At 49.7% G+C, this 17,696-nt stretch carries 10 protein-coding genes; 6 read left to right on the forward strand and 4 right to left on the reverse strand.

Features of this window, described 5'->3' with window-relative positions; all coding sequences use genetic code 11:
• Positions 1-255 precede the first annotated feature (255 nt).
• The 6 genes from BWI93_RS05595 to BWI93_RS05620 all read left to right on the forward strand — a co-directional run bounded on the left by BWI93_RS05595 (position 256) and on the right by BWI93_RS05620 (position 8,606).
• Positions 256-3,447, forward strand: a complete 3,192-nt coding sequence (locus tag BWI93_RS05595) for a SusC/RagA family TonB-linked outer membrane protein (RefSeq protein ID WP_094809161.1) — start codon at positions 256-258, stop codon at positions 3,445-3,447.
• 183 nt (positions 3,448-3,630) lie between these two features.
• On the forward strand, positions 3,631-5,064 hold the full coding sequence (locus BWI93_RS05600; RefSeq protein WP_094809194.1) for a SusD/RagB family nutrient-binding outer membrane lipoprotein: 1,434 nt from the start codon (positions 3,631-3,633) through the stop codon (positions 5,062-5,064).
• Between the two features lie 148 nt (positions 5,065-5,212).
• Positions 5,213-5,851, forward strand: coding sequence for an MgtC/SapB family protein (locus tag BWI93_RS05605; protein WP_158242693.1), 639 nt, complete (start codon positions 5,213-5,215; stop codon positions 5,849-5,851).
• Positions 5,852-5,924: 73 nt separating this feature from the next.
• The gene (locus tag BWI93_RS05610; RefSeq protein ID WP_094809163.1) at positions 5,925-6,653 is read left to right on the forward strand and encodes a DUF4476 domain-containing protein; all 729 of its coding nucleotides are present in this window, start codon (positions 5,925-5,927) and stop codon (positions 6,651-6,653) included.
• Between the two features lie 97 nt (positions 6,654-6,750).
• Positions 6,751-7,581, forward strand: a complete 831-nt coding sequence (gene purU / locus BWI93_RS05615) for a formyltetrahydrofolate deformylase (RefSeq protein ID WP_317046469.1) — start codon at positions 6,751-6,753, stop codon at positions 7,579-7,581.
• A 14-nt stretch (positions 7,582-7,595) separates the two neighbouring features.
• Entirely contained in the window at positions 7,596-8,606 is a 1,011-nt protein-coding gene (locus tag BWI93_RS05620) for a low specificity L-threonine aldolase (RefSeq protein ID WP_094809165.1), read from the forward strand.
• 382 nt (positions 8,607-8,988) lie between these two features.
• On the opposite strand, the gene BWI93_RS05625 is transcribed toward BWI93_RS05620, so the two are convergent.
• The 4 genes from BWI93_RS05625 to BWI93_RS05640 form a co-directional block, all read right to left on the reverse strand.
• On the reverse strand, positions 8,989-9,792 hold the full coding sequence (locus BWI93_RS05625; RefSeq protein WP_158242694.1) for a tryptophan-rich sensory protein: 804 nt from the start codon (positions 9,790-9,792) through the stop codon (positions 8,989-8,991).
• An 84-nt stretch (positions 9,793-9,876) separates the two neighbouring features.
• Entirely contained in the window at positions 9,877-10,320 is a 444-nt protein-coding gene (locus BWI93_RS05630; protein ID WP_094809167.1) for a hypothetical protein, read from the reverse strand.
• A 112-nt stretch (positions 10,321-10,432) separates the two neighbouring features.
• Positions 10,433-14,698, reverse strand: a complete 4,266-nt coding sequence (locus BWI93_RS05635; protein WP_094809168.1) for a T9SS type A sorting domain-containing protein — start codon at positions 14,696-14,698, stop codon at positions 10,433-10,435.
• Positions 14,695-17,571 (reverse strand): T9SS type A sorting domain-containing protein, encoded by a 2,877-nt coding sequence (locus tag BWI93_RS05640; protein ID WP_094809169.1) that lies wholly within the window; start codon positions 17,569-17,571, stop codon positions 14,695-14,697. Before BWI93_RS05640 ends, BWI93_RS05635 begins: the two co-directional genes overlap by 4 nt.
• Between the last annotated feature and the right edge of the window lie 125 nt (positions 17,572-17,696).

Genomic DNA, 17,696 nt, shown 5'->3' on the forward strand with positions numbered 1-17,696 from the left:
GATTTGTACCATAATTGATTTGTAATTTTTTAAGAAAGGCTTGTTTTCTTAATTTTAGTCTTTTTACTTTGTCTATAGAAATGGTAGTTTATTGCTTTGGTCATGAAAATACATCTACGTTCCCCCTTTTCATTTGGTCTTTGTCACGGTTCCTAGCAGCTTAGGCCATCGCTAGTTCAGGCGATTGGCGGGTCTTCTAAAAGTCTGGCGGGGGTAGCATTTCCCTAACTCCTTTATTTTAATTATATCAACTTTATGCAACTACTTTTAAAAGTTCTGTTGCCGGTACTGCTATGGGTACAGGTGCAGGCCGCTCTGGCTCAGCAGGTGACGGGTGTGGTTCGTTCCACGGCCGATCAGCAACCGCTGGCGGGCGTTACGGTGCAGATCAAAGGCACCACCCGAGGAACCGTAACGAATGCAGAAGGTACCTACACCGTAACGGCTCAGTCCGGCGAAACGCTTCGTTTTTCATTCATTGGCTATAAAGCCGAAGAATTGGCAGTACCCGAAAATGGCGTATTGAACGTTAATCTGAATAACGAAGAATCGGCGTTACAGGAAGTCGTAGTAACGGCTTTGGGGATTGCCAAAGAGAAAAAGTCGCTGGGCTATTCGGTACAGGAATTGAAAAGTACGGAAATTTCGCAGGCCCGCGAAACGAACCTGGTCAATGCCTTATCGGGTAAAATTGCCGGGGTAAACATTACCAACAGTCAGGGAAACATGGGTTCTTCCCGGATCGTCATTCGTGGGGAAACCTCCATCGCGGGTAATAACCAGCCCTTGTTTGTCGTCGATGGGATTCCCGTCGATAACTCGCAGTTTGGCAGCACGGGTACCAACCGGGATTATCCCAACGCCATTGCCGACATCAACCCCGATAACATCGAAACCATTAGCGTACTGAAAGGCCCCAACGCGGCGGCTCTGTACGGTTCGCGGGCAGCGAATGGAGTAATTCTGATCAAAACAAAAGGGGGCAAAGGGAACAAGGGATTGGGTGTAACGCTCAATGCGGCTCATACTTTTGAAAACCTGCTGGTACTGCCTGATTACCAAAACGTATATGGACAAGGGACAGGCGGACTATTCTCGTATAAAGACGGAAAAGGCGGTGGTTTGAACGACGGTACCGACGAAAGCTGGGGCCCAAAAATGGATGGTCGGCTGTTACCGCAATTCTTCTCCAGGGGTGAGGCGGTGCCTTTTGTACCGCACCCTGACAACGTGAAGAACTTCTTCAAAACGGGTCATACCAACAACATTGGTGTGTCGATTGCGGGTTCGGATGCAAAATTCGATTACCGTTTCTCGTTCAACAATACGCGTCAGACGGGCGTAGTGCCCAATACGGATATTACGAAAAACAACTTTTCGGTAAACGGTACGTACCACCTCAACGACCGACTGACCATCAATACGAGTGCCAACTTCATTCGTTCGGAGTCGGATAACCTCTCGGCTCTGGGTGGCCGGGGTTCGAGTGTGATGCTGCAATTCCTGTGGTTTGGCCGTCAGGTCGATACGGGTTTACTGCGGGATTACCGGGCGAATGGCGAGAATGATTTCAACTGGAACCACAGTTACTACAGCAACCCGTATTTGCTGCTGTACGAAAACACGAATGCCCAGCGGCGGGATCGGTTCTTCGGGAATGTGAATCTGAACTATAAGATCAACGACTGGCTGTCGGCGATGGTCCGGACCGGTAACGACTTTTATACCGACCGACGCAAGTCTAAAATTTCGTACGGAACGAATGGTACGCCCTTCGGTTCGTACGCGGAAGATGCTTACGTAGTCAACGAAAATAACACGGATTTTGCCCTGAATTTCAACCGCAAGCTCAGCGATGATTTCGATCTGGAAGGGCTCGTCGGAGGAAACATTCGCAGTAACTTCTACGAACAAAACTACCAGCAGGCTCCGCGTCTGGCCGTAGCCGGACTGTATACGCTCAACAACTCCCGCGATCCGTTGGTATCGAACAACGTATTCAGACGTCGGCGGGTGTACAGTGCCTACGCGTCGGCTCAGTTGGGTTTCCGGAATTATGCGTTCCTGAACCTGACGGCCCGTAACGACTGGTCCTCGACCCTGCCGCCCGGTAGTAACTCATATTTCTATCCTTCGGTGAACGCCAGTGTGGTCCTGACGGATGCTTTCAACATTCGTACCAACTGGCTCTCGTTTGCCAAGATTCGGGGGGGCTGGGCTGAAGTAGGAAACGATACGGACCCGTACCAGTTGACGAACACGTATCCGTTCAACCAGCCCTTTGGTAGTAATCCTTTGCTGACGGTTTCGGACGTATTGCTGAATCGAAACCTGAAGCCGGAAATTACGCAGTCGAGTGAAATCGGTTTAGAACTGGCTTTGTTCAAGAGTCGCGTTCGGGCGGATTTTAGCTACTACAATTCCGACAGTTACAACCAGATTCTGCGGGCCGACGTGAGTCCAACGACGGGGTATAAGCAAAAGCTCCTCAACGCCGGACACATCAATAACCACGGTTTTGAAGCTCAGTTGAGTGGTACGCCCGTACAGACTTCGGGCGGTTTCAAATGGAACGTGATCGTGAACTTCTCGCGAAACATCAGTAAGGTTGTTTCACTGGATGATCAGGGTTTACTGAATCAGTATATTCTCGGCAGCAATGGTACCACGCAGGTACTGGCGGGCGTAGGTCAACGCTACGGAGCCCTGTACGGATCGGCTTTCCAACGCGATGCCAGTGGTAACGTAGTGGTAGGAGCGAACGGCTTCCCGCTGAAAAATGCGAACCTGCAAACGCTGGGCTATTATACGCCGAAGTGGATTGGTGGGATTACCAACGCCTTCAGCTACAAAGGCTGGAACCTGAGCGTCCTGATTGATACCAAGCAGGGTGGACAGATTTACTCGGCGACCAACGCTACCGGACGCTACACGGGGGTACTGGAATCAACGCTGCCGGGCCGCGACGCGGAACACGGCGGACTATCGTACTACTATGCCGGAAATAACACGTCGTCCACGCCCGTACAGGTCGCTGGACCCGACGCGAAAGCTCCCAATGGCGAGCGGATCTATTCCGACGGAATCATTTTCAACGGCGTAACGGCGGATGGTCAGGCAAACAAGACCATCGTCCCCGCCGAACGGTACTACAAAAACATTTACAGCAACAGTGCCGGGGTGAACGAGGCCAGTGTATTCGATGCGTCGTTTATCAAACTGCGGGAAGTTCGTCTGAGTTATGCACTGCCCCAAAATCTGGTGAAGCGGTTGTCGTTACAGGGGGTAAACATTTCGCTCATTGGCCGGAACCTGGCCTTCCTCCAGAAAAAGGCTCCGAACATCGATCCCGAAACGGCCTTCAATACGGGTAACGGGCAGGGTCTTGAATCCCTGCAACTACCCACCACCCGGAGTTACGGCGTGAATTTAAACATCAGCTTCTAATCAAATAGTTGTCAGTTTGCTGTTTTCAGTTTTCAGTGAAAGGTCGCTCAACCTATGGCGTCCGAATTGTTCATAATCCAGCGTACCGGACGTTTTATGAATAGTGATTCAGAAGCTACTGAAAACCAAAAACCCAAAATTGAAAACTGTAAACAGCAAACTGACCACTCAACTCATACTCCCATGAAACGTATTTCCCAATTATTGCTTCCGCTGACGCTGGCTTTGGGGCTTTCGGCCTGCCAGAGTGAGCTGGAAGATATTAACAAAAACCCCAACGAGGCTACGCAGGGGCAACCTGATTACGTATTAACGAACGCCCTGAAATCCAGTGCCGATCTGGTGATGGGTTCGGATGCGTCGATGGAAACGACCGTACTATTTGTGCAGTACTGGGCGAAAATTCAGTATACCGACGTCGATAAATACACGACGAGTCCGACCAACGTACAGAATGTCTGGACGAACACCTATACGCAGGGGCTGAACGATTACGCAGAAGTAATTCGGCTCGGCGAACAGGCTAAAAATCCGAATTATCAGGCTGTAGGATTGATCATGCGTTCCTGGTCTTTTCAGGTACTGACGGATTTGTACGGAGACATTCCTTACTCGCAGGCTTTGAATATCGACCAGTACCTGACACCGAAATACGACGCTCAAAAAGACGTATATACGGGTTTGCTGAATGATTTGCAGAAAGCAGTTACCCTGATTGATGATACGGGAGCCAGTCCGATTTCGGGTGATGTAGTATACAAAGGCAACATGAAGCTCTGGCGGAAATTCGCTCAGTCGCTGCGGTTACGGATTGCCCTGCGAATTGCGGATCGCGATGCCGCTACGGCGAAAACGGTTATTTCCAGCTTAAGCAAAACGGACCTGATCGCCGGCAACGAGGAAACGGCCCAGTTTACCTACCTCACGTCGCCCAACCAGAACCCGGTCAACCGGGATCGCGAAACCCGTGATGATTACCGCGTGAGCAAAACCATCGTAGATAAGCTCGTCCAATTGAATGATCCCCGACTGAGCGTTTACGTCAACAAAACGGCGGATTATACCCCGCAGGGCTACATTGGCGTAACCAATGGCTTACCGGCGGATTCAGCGGCTCGTCTGGGCTTTACGAAAACATCGAAACTGGGCGATTACTTCACGGCGGCTTCGGCTCCGGCGGTATTCGTGAACTACGCCGAGGTACTGTTCAACCTGGCCGAAGCGGCTCAGCGGGGCTTTACTTCGGATGACGCCGCTACGCTGTACAAACAGGCCGTCACCGCTTCCCTACAACAGTACCGGGTAACGGCCGACGAGATCAGCAAATACCTGGCTCAGCCTTCGGTAGCCTATGACGCAGCCAACTACAAAAAATCGATTGGGGAACAGAAATGGCTGGCCTTATTCGGCGAAAGTCAGGAATCCTTTGCCGAGTGGCGGCGACTGGATTATCCGCAGTTGAAACCTGCGTATGCCGGGGTACTAAACGGCCGAATGCCCGTACGCCTGACGTATCCCACGGGTGAACAGGCTCTCAACAACGCCAACTACAAAGCAGCCGTCGCCAATCAGGGAGCTGATTTACTGACGACGAAGTTGTGGTTTGATGTAAACTAGAGGGAAGATGTTTTTAGTGAATTGGTTCGTATGCATTCACTGGTTTAACTCCTTAAATAATCTATTTTTAAGCCCCGTTCTTACTTTATCGGTAGGAACGGGGTTTTTCATGCCTGGAGCATACGTTCAATCAACCGTAAGAAAATTCATGGAATCGTTGCTCGATCAGCCCATCGTTCAGATGATCCTTTCGCTCGTCATTGGCGTAATTATTGGACTGGAACGCGAGTATCAGGGCAAGCCCGCCGGGGTACGTACGTTTACGCTAATTTGCCTGGGTTCGACCATTTTTACCATTTTATCCCGTCGGCTGGGGGCTCCCGACTCCATGGATCGTGTGGCTTCCAACATTGTGACCGGGATTGGCTTTCTGGGAGCGGGGGTCATTTTCAAAGAACAGGATCGCGTGGCGGGCTTAACTACGGCAGCCGCCATCTGGGCGACGTCTTCACTGGGCATGGCAATCGGGCAGGGCGATGCAGTACTCGCCTTCGTGGGAGCGTTTCTGTTACTGGCCGTACTCTTTGTATTTCAATTCGTGGAACGCTGGATCTCCGTCCATTTTCATACGCGGCATTACCGACTCGTGTACGAAGATTCTTCCCGGGCCTACGCGAAATTGCCGACGCTGTTCAGGCAGTTCAATCTCAGAGCCAGCCGAAAGAAGCAAACGATCCATCAGAACAGCTTGCTTAGTCACTGGACCGTGCATGGATCGCTCAAAAACCACGAACAACTGGTACAGGAACTAATGAAAAATCCGGAGCTGAAAGAACTTGATTTTTAGGCTATTTTAACGTCTGTGATTTGGGCAAATACGCAAGTTTTCGTTCGTTTGAACTTCTGAAGACGTTATAGCCATGAAACCTTTTGTACTCCTCCTTACACTATTCCTAAGTCCATCGCTCAAAGCCCTGGCTGACGTAGAATTTTTCCTTGAAACCGCCGTGGGTACCTCCCTGACAGTGGTTGTTAACGACCAGTCCATGACGAATGCCACGGGGCGTTTCCGCTTTTTTGACTTGAATCCGGGACGTGCTCAGGTGCTGGTCTACCGGGGCCGGATGCTGTTGACCCGGCAATGGGTGATCCTGTCACCCGAAACGCGTACAATGGCGATGTTACACCCCCAGTATGGCTTCCGCATTCGCGGTACGCAACCGGTAAGGGGTAATCTGTTCGACGAATTACCGGGAAGAGATCAAGCGATTCCTTCGTGGGACGATCAACGGGATGATGCACAGCCTTTTCCGGGGGACGAGTCAAATATCCCGCCCCGTGATTCGTACGGTTCGAACCATGACGTCATGAGTGCGGGAGAGATGGACGAATACCTTAAAGCTCTGGAGCGTACATCATTGCTCAAACGGATGGATTTTATTCGGCAGACCTTGCCCCGACAACGCTTCAAAACGACTCAGCTGGTGGAGATCATGCAGAAATTTGCGTTTACCAAAGAGAAAATGGAGATCGCCAAACTGGGTTGGGAGTCTGTAGCCGACCGATACAATTTTGACCTCATTTACGAGCAGTTTTCCTTTCTCTCCGAAAAGAATGAATTGCGGGCGTACTGCGACAGTCACCGCTAACAGTGATTCCCCGCAACTAAGCCGCCGCTAACTTGGAAGGCCCGCCTAGAATGACGTTTTTTGTAAAACGTTATTCACCCCCTAACCGTTACTGTCCTTGTATATTCTTCGTATTGATTGTCCTGACGAGAAAGGACTCGTTCATAAAGTTTCCGGTGTACTGTATCACCACGAGCTGAATTTGATTCGTAATGATGAATTTGTGGACCGTACTCACGGGCATTTTTACATGCGTACGGAATTCTCGGGAGAGTGTCAGGAGGAAAAAATACTAAATGCCTTACACGGAATTTTGCCCGATGCCGTCACGATTTCGCTGACGACCCAGCGGCCAAAAAACGTCGTTGTACTGGCCACTAAAGAACACCACTGTCTGAGCGATCTGCTGATCCGAAATGCGTACCGCGACCTGAATCTTAACATTCTGGCCGTCGTCGCCAATCACGACGTACTGCGACCGCTGGTGGAGAAATTCAATCTGCCCTTCCATCTGGTTTCGCACGAGGGGATGGAGCGGGAAGCCCACGAAGCGGCGATACTGGCGGCAGTCGAATCGTACGACGCCGATTATCTGGTACTGGCCAAGTACATGCGGATTCTTTCGGCGGAGTTTCAGCAACGGTATTCAAACCGGATCATCAATATTCATCACTCCTTTTTACCCGCTTTTGTGGGAGCCAACCCGTACCGGCAGGCTTTCGAACGCGGCGTGAAAATCATTGGTGCAACGGCCCACTTTGTGAACGAACACCTCGACGAAGGTCCCATCATTACGCAGGAAGTGATTCCGGTGAACCACACCAAAACCTGGCAGGAGCTGGCGGCGGCGGGTCGCGATGTCGAAAAGATTGCCCTGGCCAAAGCCCTGAAGCTGGTGCTGGAAGACCGGGTATTTGTGAAAAATAATAAGACCGTTGTATTTGAGTAATTCCCTTGAAAACCATGATCATTGACTTACGTTCTGATACGGTAACCCGCCCGACGAAAGCCATGCTGGAGGCCATGTTTGCGGCCGAAGTAGGCGACGATGTCTTTCAGGACGACCCGACCGTCAACGCTCTCGAAGCCAAATCGGCGGCATTGTTTGGCTATGAATCGGCCTTGTACTGTCCCTCGGGTACGATGACCAACCAGATTGCCATCAAAGTACACACCACGCCGGGCGACGAAGTGATCTGCGACGCGTTGTCACACATTTATCTCTACGAAGGCGGCGGCATGATGAGCAATTCGCTGGTATCGGCCACCTTACTGACGGGCGATTACGGTCGCCTCAACGCGGAACAGGTACGCGACAGCATCAAAGCCGATGACATTCACGCCCCGATTTCGCGGCTGGTATCGCTCGAAAATACGGTGAACAAAGGGGGAGGATGCTACTATGATTTAGCCGAAATTCAGCAGATTAAAGCCGTTTGCGAAGCCCACGGATTAAGTCTGCACCTGGATGGAGCCCGCTTGTTCAATGCCCTCGTAGAGACCGGCGAACGTCCGGACCAGTACGGACAGGTATTTGATTCGATTTCGATTTGCCTGTCGAAAGGGCTGGGAGCACCCGTAGGTTCGCTGCTATTGGGTACGAAAGATTTCATCAAAAAAGCCCGTCGCGTACGCAAACGCTTCGGCGGGGGCTGGCGGCAGGCGGGGTATTTGGCCGCTGCCGGAATTTATGCCCTGGATCACCACGTGGATCGCTTGAAAGAAGACCATCAGCGGGCCAAGACCATCGAAGGCATCGTACGCCGCGTTCCGGAAGTGATTGACGTTCTGCCGGTGTATACCAACATCGTGATTTTCCAATTGGCGGAAGGCTTACTGGCCACCGATTACGTTCAGAAACTGAATGAAAAAGGAATTCGTTGTGCTCCATTTGGCAAAGACAAAGTACGGATGGTGACGCACCTGGATTTCAACGACGATCATCTGACGGAGCTGGAGAAAAGGCTGGTTTAAACGGGTTTTTAGTTGATTGTTGTTGGTTATTAGATAGTGCATCCCGGAGGTTTATCGCCTTCGGGATGTTTTAGTTTTAGTGAACTGGAGGTTTCTAGTCCCATACTAAAACCATTTGCACGAATGGGGCTATTCAATAAACTAACACTGATTGATCGGTGTGGATTGATGGAGTTTTCGACGCCGACGGGGCGGGAACGACCCTGAAAGCATTCTCCCGGACGGATCGAATCCGTACATCAGGCATGACCACCGAAGCCCGTCAGTGATTATCCCGTACAGTGCTGGAAAACCTGCATTCATTTTTGGAAGAATAGAAGCTTTTTTTTACGATACGCCCCCCCTTTTACGCAAAACGGGGGGCGTATGCAGGTACAAGGCTCTACTCGGCAGGGTTTGTTTCAGCCAATTCCTGCGATGGTTTCGCTTCCTGAAGTTGCGTTACGAAAGCTCCGGCCACCGTTAAAGCCAGCGTTCCTGCACACAGGGCTACGTCGTCGCGTTCGCCGTACTGCTTGCTGGCGATGCCCACGAAAGCGGCAATGAAGGGAAGCAGGTAGTACGGATCATTCAGCTTCTTCGCCATACCGATACCCAGCGTGGCGGTAGCAGATAACGCTCCGCAGGTCACTTTGCCTTTTAACGATTCCGGAATTTTGATGCCCGACTGCAACAGCAGATTTCCGGCACTAATCACTGAAGCCGCCGTCAGCCAGCCTGCATACAGACTGATGGACTTTTGAAACGTGCGTTCCGGTTGCGGGACTTCCGTTTGACCAATTTCCAGAGCTTTGTGCAGCATTAAAGCGTTGGGCAATAAGGCAATGGTCGTCAGAGCTGAGGCCCGCCGACTGGCTTTATCATCCCGGGAAAAGAAATAAGTGAATACGTTATTCAGAGCATAACTACTGAGCAACCAGGGGACGGCTTTCTGATAGCGGGGATTGTCGAGCTGGTCGGGTAGGGCCTGGTGAATGGCCAGAGCGGTGGTGCCGGTATAAATGGTCGGCCACATGATGCCAAACGTTTCGTTGGAAGGCGTCAGCAGGTTTTCGTCAATTTCCTTTCGCTGTTTGCTGAAGGTACTGCGGCGTTGCGTACGGGAGCGGGTGTAGAAATAGGTGCCGACGATACTGCCGACCACGGCAATGGCAGTGCCAATCCGTTGCAATGAACTGGTTTTCATACGCTGGTGATAAGGGGTTACACTTAGCATCAGTAAGCAAAAACTCAGTGCCAGTTTGGTGGGCAGAAGCCTCTAGAGCCGGGTTTAATAGATTTCCACTTTAAGATTTAATCGCCGGCCATAGGAAGCGTTGGAATCCACCGGAACGCAGATGACATTCAATTCCCGGCCGTAGTAATCTCTTCTGCCAGAGGTATAATTTACTTTTCCTTTAGGTAATAACACGCCATTAATTAATTCACCGATGGAAGTGGAATCCTGACGGTTGTAATTGACATTACAATAGAGTTTGACGGGTTGCTTCAGTTCACCCGTAATGCTAACGATGGCTACAACCGGATCAAAGCCATTGTGAATCGTGATTGCATCAGGAAACCGATCGGCTCCAAACGTGTACGTCCAGGTATGTTTATTGAACAGATTAGCCATCCAGCCCAGTACTAAAAACAGGAAAAGAAAAGTACTTCCTGAAACGATCGTCAGTACTTTGATCACTCTTTTTCTGGCTTGTTTACGAGTGTTTTCCATGGGCTGGTAAGGGGTAGTGAGTTCTAATTGGACTGTTGATTGTACACGGATACCTTTCGAGTAGGGATAAAACGAAGAACGCCTCTTCTATCAAATAGAACAGGCGTTCTTACTAATGCTTGATTATTCGGAACGTTTGCGTATTTCCTTTTTCCAGAAAACGGAGCAGGTACGTTCCCATGGGTAAATCACTTACATCCAGATCAATATACGTGTCACTGAAATTCGATTCCGAAAGAAGGGTTCCGGTAAGGGAATAGAGCCGTACCTGATGGGTACCGGGCCGCCCTACGTTGATTCGTATTTTTTCAGTAGCCGGATTCGGGAAGACTTCAATAGCCGATACAATTGGCAACTCAACAGACGTAACCAATTCGACGCGTAGCTGCGAAGGTTCAATCACCCGCCCTACACCACAGCCATTGACTACGCTGGCGAGTTTATAGACCGAGATGTTCTCCTGACGATCGAACGTCAGCGTATCAATGGGGAGCGTCAGCGAAAAATACAACGATGAAAATTCATTTTTCAATTCCACTTGCCAGTTAGGATCACCCGTTAATTCAATGGGAACGGAAAGCTTCTGTCCGGGTAACGCATACGCCGTTTGCGTGAGTAGCCGGGCCGTAGGTTTGATCGAAACGGTCATCGGAACGCCCGAAGCCGCACTGGACGTATTCGGATCGGTGGCTACGACCATTACCCGGTATCCGGAAGCTCTGGGCAAGGTTTCGGCCACGAGTGCTTTGAGTCGTTGTTGACCCCAGGGAAGGGTATTGATTGTTTTGAAATTCGTACCCGTTGAATCGGAGATTTGGATGGAAAACCGATTGTTAGCCGAAAAAGTACCGGTAGTCGCGTAGGAAACGTAAAGCGTATCTCCTGCACAAATCCGGGAGTAGTAGTTAGCATTGACTGCATCAATTACTGAAACGGTCCGTTCGCTGGGTGGATTAACCGTAACGGTTGCAGAACCGGTTCCTGCGGTTTTGCCACACGTGTTGACTAGCTCCCGAACGGTATACGTGGTCGTTTGGGTAGGCTTTACGTTGATAAACGCATACCCGTCGGCGTAGAAAGTACCCGTAGAATTATCGGATAAGGTATACGAAACAAATTCGCCGGTTTGATGCGGGGTGACAAATTGTAGGGTAGTCGATTGGCCCGGATTGATGATGGTGCTGCCCAGAAGCCGGTACTCCGGGACCGAGAGAATTCTTAACGATCGCGAAGTACGAATGACCGGACTGGTAGAAGCCAGCTCCAGCGTATACAGCCCCGGCGTAAAATGGGTGGGAATCTTCAGTGAAAAAGGTCTGGTACCCGTCCGGGTGGAATCCATCCGAATGGCTTTCCGGGTTTTGGTATTGATCAGTGAAAGGACGAAATAATTAGACTCATCGTAATCGCCCGAGAACGAAAACCCTGCTGTTACCGTAGCTCCCCGGCATAGTTCATAATGGCTAACGGTGGTTAGATTCAAAACGGGCTTCACCCGAACAGTAACTTCACCCGTAGCCGTTCCGTAACCGCACTGGTTCGAAACGGACCTGATGGTGTACGTAGTCTTTTTCTGAACCGTTACCGAACGTGAGTACGAACCGACGAACCCATCTGACCAGTAAATCGTGCCGTACGATCCGTTTTTGAATTCTGCGTTTAAAGACACACTTTGTCCGCCTTCAACCATCTGATCAGGAGACGTGAGTACTACTTGGGGAGGAATGACAGCATTAATCCACAGCGTATCCGAATGGGTCGCCGGGTTGGAAGTCATAATCCGGAAAGCGAATGATCTGACAGGATTACTGGCCGGCCATTCAAACTCAAAAAAACCAGCTTGTTTCGTTTGGACCAGATCGACAAACGTTAGCGGGGCATTGTAATCCGTTCGGGTACTTACCTGAAGCGTATAGGTTGTGTTAGCATTTGGCTTTCCTCTAACCACAAAGGGAAGTTTAATTTTTCCCTGAAGGCAGGGGTTCTCCAAACGGGCACTTGCGGGCCAGCTTACTCGCAGGGAGTCATTCGTAATGACTGTAATCTTGAATGAAGTATTGGGAAGGTTAACCGTACCACAGACATTACTGATGGAGCGAATTTTATAATAAGTAGTCTGGGTGGGACTAAAATTTGCCTGAAGGCTACGTTCACTGGGGGAACTTAGGGTCCACTCCCTGGTGCCGTCCGAAACGACCATGGCTAGGGGCGGATAATTATTGTCGAATTCGGCAAAATAGGAAGACGTTGAGCCGGCTTTAATTTCCCGGGTATAGTTTTGGTATCTTAACCGAGCCTCTCCTGCTAAGTTGATATAAAAGATATCACTAACTTTTTCCGGAGCCGTAGAAATAATACGGACATAGATATTTTCCTGTTGCCGGGTTTCTTCAGGAAGCGTAAGCGAGTAAGAACCTTTTTGATTGACTATCCCGGATTCAAAATCTTTGAAACTCGAATACGAAGTAGCGTATTGAACTTTGAACTTATTACCCGGTTGAAACTCCCCATACGTATCGAAATTAATTGCTAATTTCTGATCACGACAGGCTATAGAGACTGGATTTTTAAAAAGAATGCCCTGATTATTGGGAAATCTTACCGTTACGACACAATCGTCTTTTAAATCCGTACTGTAGCAAAGATTGGAAACCTTTACGATGGAATACGTTTCTGATCGTTGTATATAAAATGCTTTATACCAGGGGTTATCATACGTAGATTGAGAACCGTCTGAAAAGGTTACGATATTTCTATGACTACCCGTTGTTGTAAAGCTAAGGTTATACGATTGAGGGATGTCAAAGGTGGTAATATTAGCATTTTCCCGAAAGCGGGCGGTTGGTTTGCCGTGTAGATCAATGTAGAAGAGATTGTTCGTCTGATAATCTCCAAAATCCAGGGATACGTTTACGGTTCTTACTTCTTGATCGGAATCGTTTACGTACGGACTCGCCACAAAGCTGACCCAGTTTTGAGCAATCGTTCCCTGAATCTCATGGGGGGCAGTACCCGTTGAAAGGTTTGCATTGAAACGTACTTTAACCGGACCGTTCAGGTTTTGATTCGATTGGATACGGAAACGAAATACCTGCCCATCACACGCATCTTTCGTAGGAAGGGAGTCCACTAACAAGCCTTTGGTAAGGGCTATGCTGATGGGATTCCCTGTAATTTTTGCCGGTCCGCAACCCGTTTGAACCGAGGATAACGTATAAGTCTGGTTCTGCAGAAGCGGGTTCGTATATTTTACCGAAAATGAGCCTTCGGTTGGGTCGTTATATCCTCCTTCTCCGCTGGTCTGCGTACCGTCAGAAAGGATGGCGTGATAAGGTGAAATGCCTTTTACCTTAACGTTTATCGAAACAGCAGAACCATAAGGTACACGGGTTGGCTCATTGGTGAAAAGCTCGGCCGTTGGAGCAGAAGCAATGACCATCCACAAATTGTTATACGGGCTAACCGTCTTCGGGTTACTACTCACAATTCGTACCGAAAAGCGGTTGGTATTGTATCGGCTTAGTACCGACGGAACCGTGAATTTCAAAGATCCGTTTTCAAGTGTAGCATCCGTATCCACGTACTGGTTAGGTGTTTCCTGACCCGGATTTAATTGAGGAATCAGGCGGATTTTAAAGGTGTTGCCATTTACCCAATTTCCCCCTTCCGTACTGAAGTTTACGTAAGCAGGGTTTCCTTCGCAGGTGGCAAAGGGCGTAACCAGCGTGGCCTGAATGCTAACGGGATTCGTTTTGACGCGGATGAAACCAGTTCCGGTATTCGTGCCGCAGCTATTCTGAATACTTTTTACGTAGTAACTAACCGGTTTGTCAAACGTAAACGTTTGCTCACCTGACGCTTTAAACAGGTTGTCGGAGGTGTAAAATTTAAACTGTAGGGTATCACGACTACTACTATCCTGTAGGGTAATTGTCATGTCACTACTAGCCGTAAACGGGACTTTGGCTTGCGAATACTTATTCAATTGAAAGGAGTGTTCCCCTAAATTTAGAATAGGGTACGCCCCCACGCTGTTGTAATCCGACCAGTTACTGGTAAAGGCCGGAGACGTAGCAACGACCTTCATCCGATAGCGACCATAAGGCCTCAGGTAGTTAAACGTATGTTGACCCAGGCGAATGCGTAGTTTATTCCCTGAGACCCATTGAGCCGGAAACTCTGAATACTGATAACCATCGTATTCAATTCCGATGGCGAACTGATTGGTAGCAGCGAACGTCCCCGTGATCTGAACAGGAATGTCTACGTCGGTTTCAAAACAAAGCGTGGCCGGGGCCTTTTCAATCGTAATGGATTGAGCGTTTAACGGAAAATAGCTCAAGCCCAAACAAAGCAGTAACAATAAACGGTACATCATAATTTCTGGATACGGAACGTGAGGGCAACGGTGGCGTTTTGAATGTGTAAGAGGTAAATGCCTGGGGGTACTGCACGCAGACTAAGGTCTTCCTGAGTAGCCTTGGCTTCGGTTTGCTGAATGATCTGACCAATGAGAGTCATTAATTGCATGGTACTTCCGGGCTGAAGGCCTTCCACGCGAATCTGATCGGTCGTTGGATTGGGAAAGGCCTTAATCGCGTGCGAGGCCGTCGGTTCAGTAGCCGTAATCAGCTCCACTTTCAGCGTACTGGGGTCCAGTACGGTACCGATGCCACAAACATTGGTAACCTGCCGGATTTTGTAGGTCAAACTCGGCGACAGGGCTTCGATGCGAAGGCTATCCCGCAGGTTGTTTGTAAAAAACGAGGCGTAATGGGGGTCCACGCCCCAGCTTACGCTAAAGGGAGCATCACCGGTAAACTCCAGCGGTAATTTGTAGACGCTTCCATTCGCCTGCATAGGTAGTTGGGCTACGCCGAATTTCACGCTTGCTTTCTCCGCCGTAGTATAAAAAGTGGCACTGGCACTACTCATGCTGGACGGATCGGAGGCCACCACCCGAATCCGGTAGCCGGAGCCTTTCTTCAGGGTGGTGGGCAGGATGCCCGCCAGCTCCTGATCACGCTTACCCGGTAGGGTGGGCAGTGAAGTAAACTGCTGACCTAACGAATCTGACAGTTGAACGCTCATCTGATTCGTAGCACTAAAGGAGCCTTTGGCTTCGTAACTGACAAAAATCGTATCGCCTTTACAGAGGTAACCATAGCCTGACTTCGTACTCACAAACTGCGTATTAATCATCCGCTCGGCCGGTGGATTAACCATGACCGTAGCCGAACCCGATACCGTTCCTTTCCCACAACCGTTGGAAATACTGGTAATGGTGTACGTGGTGGTTTGCGTAGGGGCAACGGATAGGTTTTGCTCTTTGGAATCGCTGTAAAAAACGCCTTTCTGACCCGTCGATAGTTCGTAATTGATCGTGGTTTGAATGTTTGAGGCTGCGTTTTGATTGATCAGCCGTAGCGTTGAATACTGGCCGGGATTAATGGTATTCGAACCAATCAATCGGTAGGAAGGCGGGAAAGAAAGGTACAGCTGACGGCTTTCACTGAGTTGTGGCGAGGTGGTCATGACCCGCAGTTCGTAGAAGTCTGAACCCTCTAACTGGGCCGGGATTTTTATAGTAATCGTTCCCGAGACCGTAGTCGTCACCGAATCCAGCGGGATGAACCCTTTTCGGGCCGTATACAGACCCACCCGTATTTTATTGGAGGTACTGAATTCGCCATTGAGATAGTACCGAACCAAGAGTGAACTACCGCTACAAATAGCATTCGTCGAGCTACTAACGGTTAGTCGGGGCTTGACGGTACCCGTCACCTTCCCCGAAACACTGCCGTAGCCACAGCCATTGGTCACTCCTTTTAATTCAAAAGTGGTGGTTTTACTGATGTGTTCGCTAATCGTACCGGGATTGAACGGAAACTCCCGGATCGTACCATCCGTCCACGTTACATTCCAGGGGCCCTGACCCGTAAAGGTAATTTTCATGGGTAGGCTGTAGTCAACCTGCGTAGGCCCGTCAGCCGATAGCGTTGCGGTAGGTAAAGTGCCCAACTCAAAGGGCAAGGCCGTACTACGGATGTCGCCCGCCCGCAAGCGAATCAGATACGAACCTGACGTATAGGTGTCGGGTATCTGGAACGCCGCCAGATTGGTACCTATGGAACTGGTAATTTCCCGGAACACGCTGTCTTTGGCAGCGGCGACTTCCAGCACCAGTGTAACGTTCCCAGGCATGGAACCGGCTATGCCATAGGGAAGCTGGTAAGAGCCTTTGGTGCAAAATACGAGTTTCTGACTGGCATAAGCCGTAGGAAAGAAAATGCGGTACGGTTTCAGATCGACGTTCAGTACGCCCGAGCCGGACGTTGTACCACAAACGTTCGTTGCGGATTTGATGCGATACGCACCGGACTCGGGTGGGTAAAAATTAACAAAGAAACCACCGTAGTCATTGCCGGAGGCTGCCGGGTAATACGTCCAGTCCTGCTTGCCATTGGTGAGTACCAGCCTGGTTAGACTGGTCACATAGGTCATAGACTCTGATAGGTCAATAGGAATCGAATCGCCCGGTAACAAATCATTTAAAGTTCGTTCGTAGGTACGCAAGGATAGCGTTGGCTTTTTGTCGATGCGTAAGGGGAAGGCTTCGCTTTGCGTAACGGGGTTCGTGGAGACGATACGAACGGAGAAATTTTTGACTTCCGCAATCGGAATAGGGACGGAACGGCCACTCGTGCCCTTGATGGTACGGAGATCCGTAACCTGGTTATTATCGATAATCCGCTGAATTCTAAATTCATTATCGGAGCCAAACGTACCCGTAGTCTGGAAGGAAAGGGGTATGGAATCGCCTACGCAGTAAGCCCTGGCTGGGAGCGTTAGAGAGATACCGTGGGAAGCCGGTTTCGTCAGCGTAATGATTGAAGTATTACCCGGCGTATTCGTTAAATCCGTTGTCTGACAGGTATTACTAACCTTTTCCAACCGATAGGTAGACTGGGCCTGGGTGGGACGTATTCTCAGGTTGGGATACGAATAAAGCGTATAAAAACTGGCCGATTCAGTGACGCGTAATTTCCTGCCGTCGCTTAGTTGTAAGTCATAAGGACCGCCACCCATGAGCTGAATGGGTAAATCGATATCCTGTACTTCGTTGATGCTGTAATTACGATACCATTCATTAAATACGGCGGAAGGCTTCGTCGAAATTCTAATTTTAGCCGTTTCAGCAACGTACGCTCCAGCCGTGATGAAAAGGTTAAAATCGTGAACGCGTACCATTTCATTGTTCGATAAAATAGGAAGGGTAAAGCGAAGCTGATTTGAACGAATCGTGGCCTCAACAGGCGTACCTCGGTATCCATTCGAATAGTCCCGAATCTGAACCGTAGCTGTTTCGGGTAAGG

The organism is Siphonobacter sp. BAB-5385 (assembly GCF_002261125.1).
Taxonomy (GTDB): Bacteria; Bacteroidota; Bacteroidia; order Cytophagales; family Spirosomataceae; genus Siphonobacter.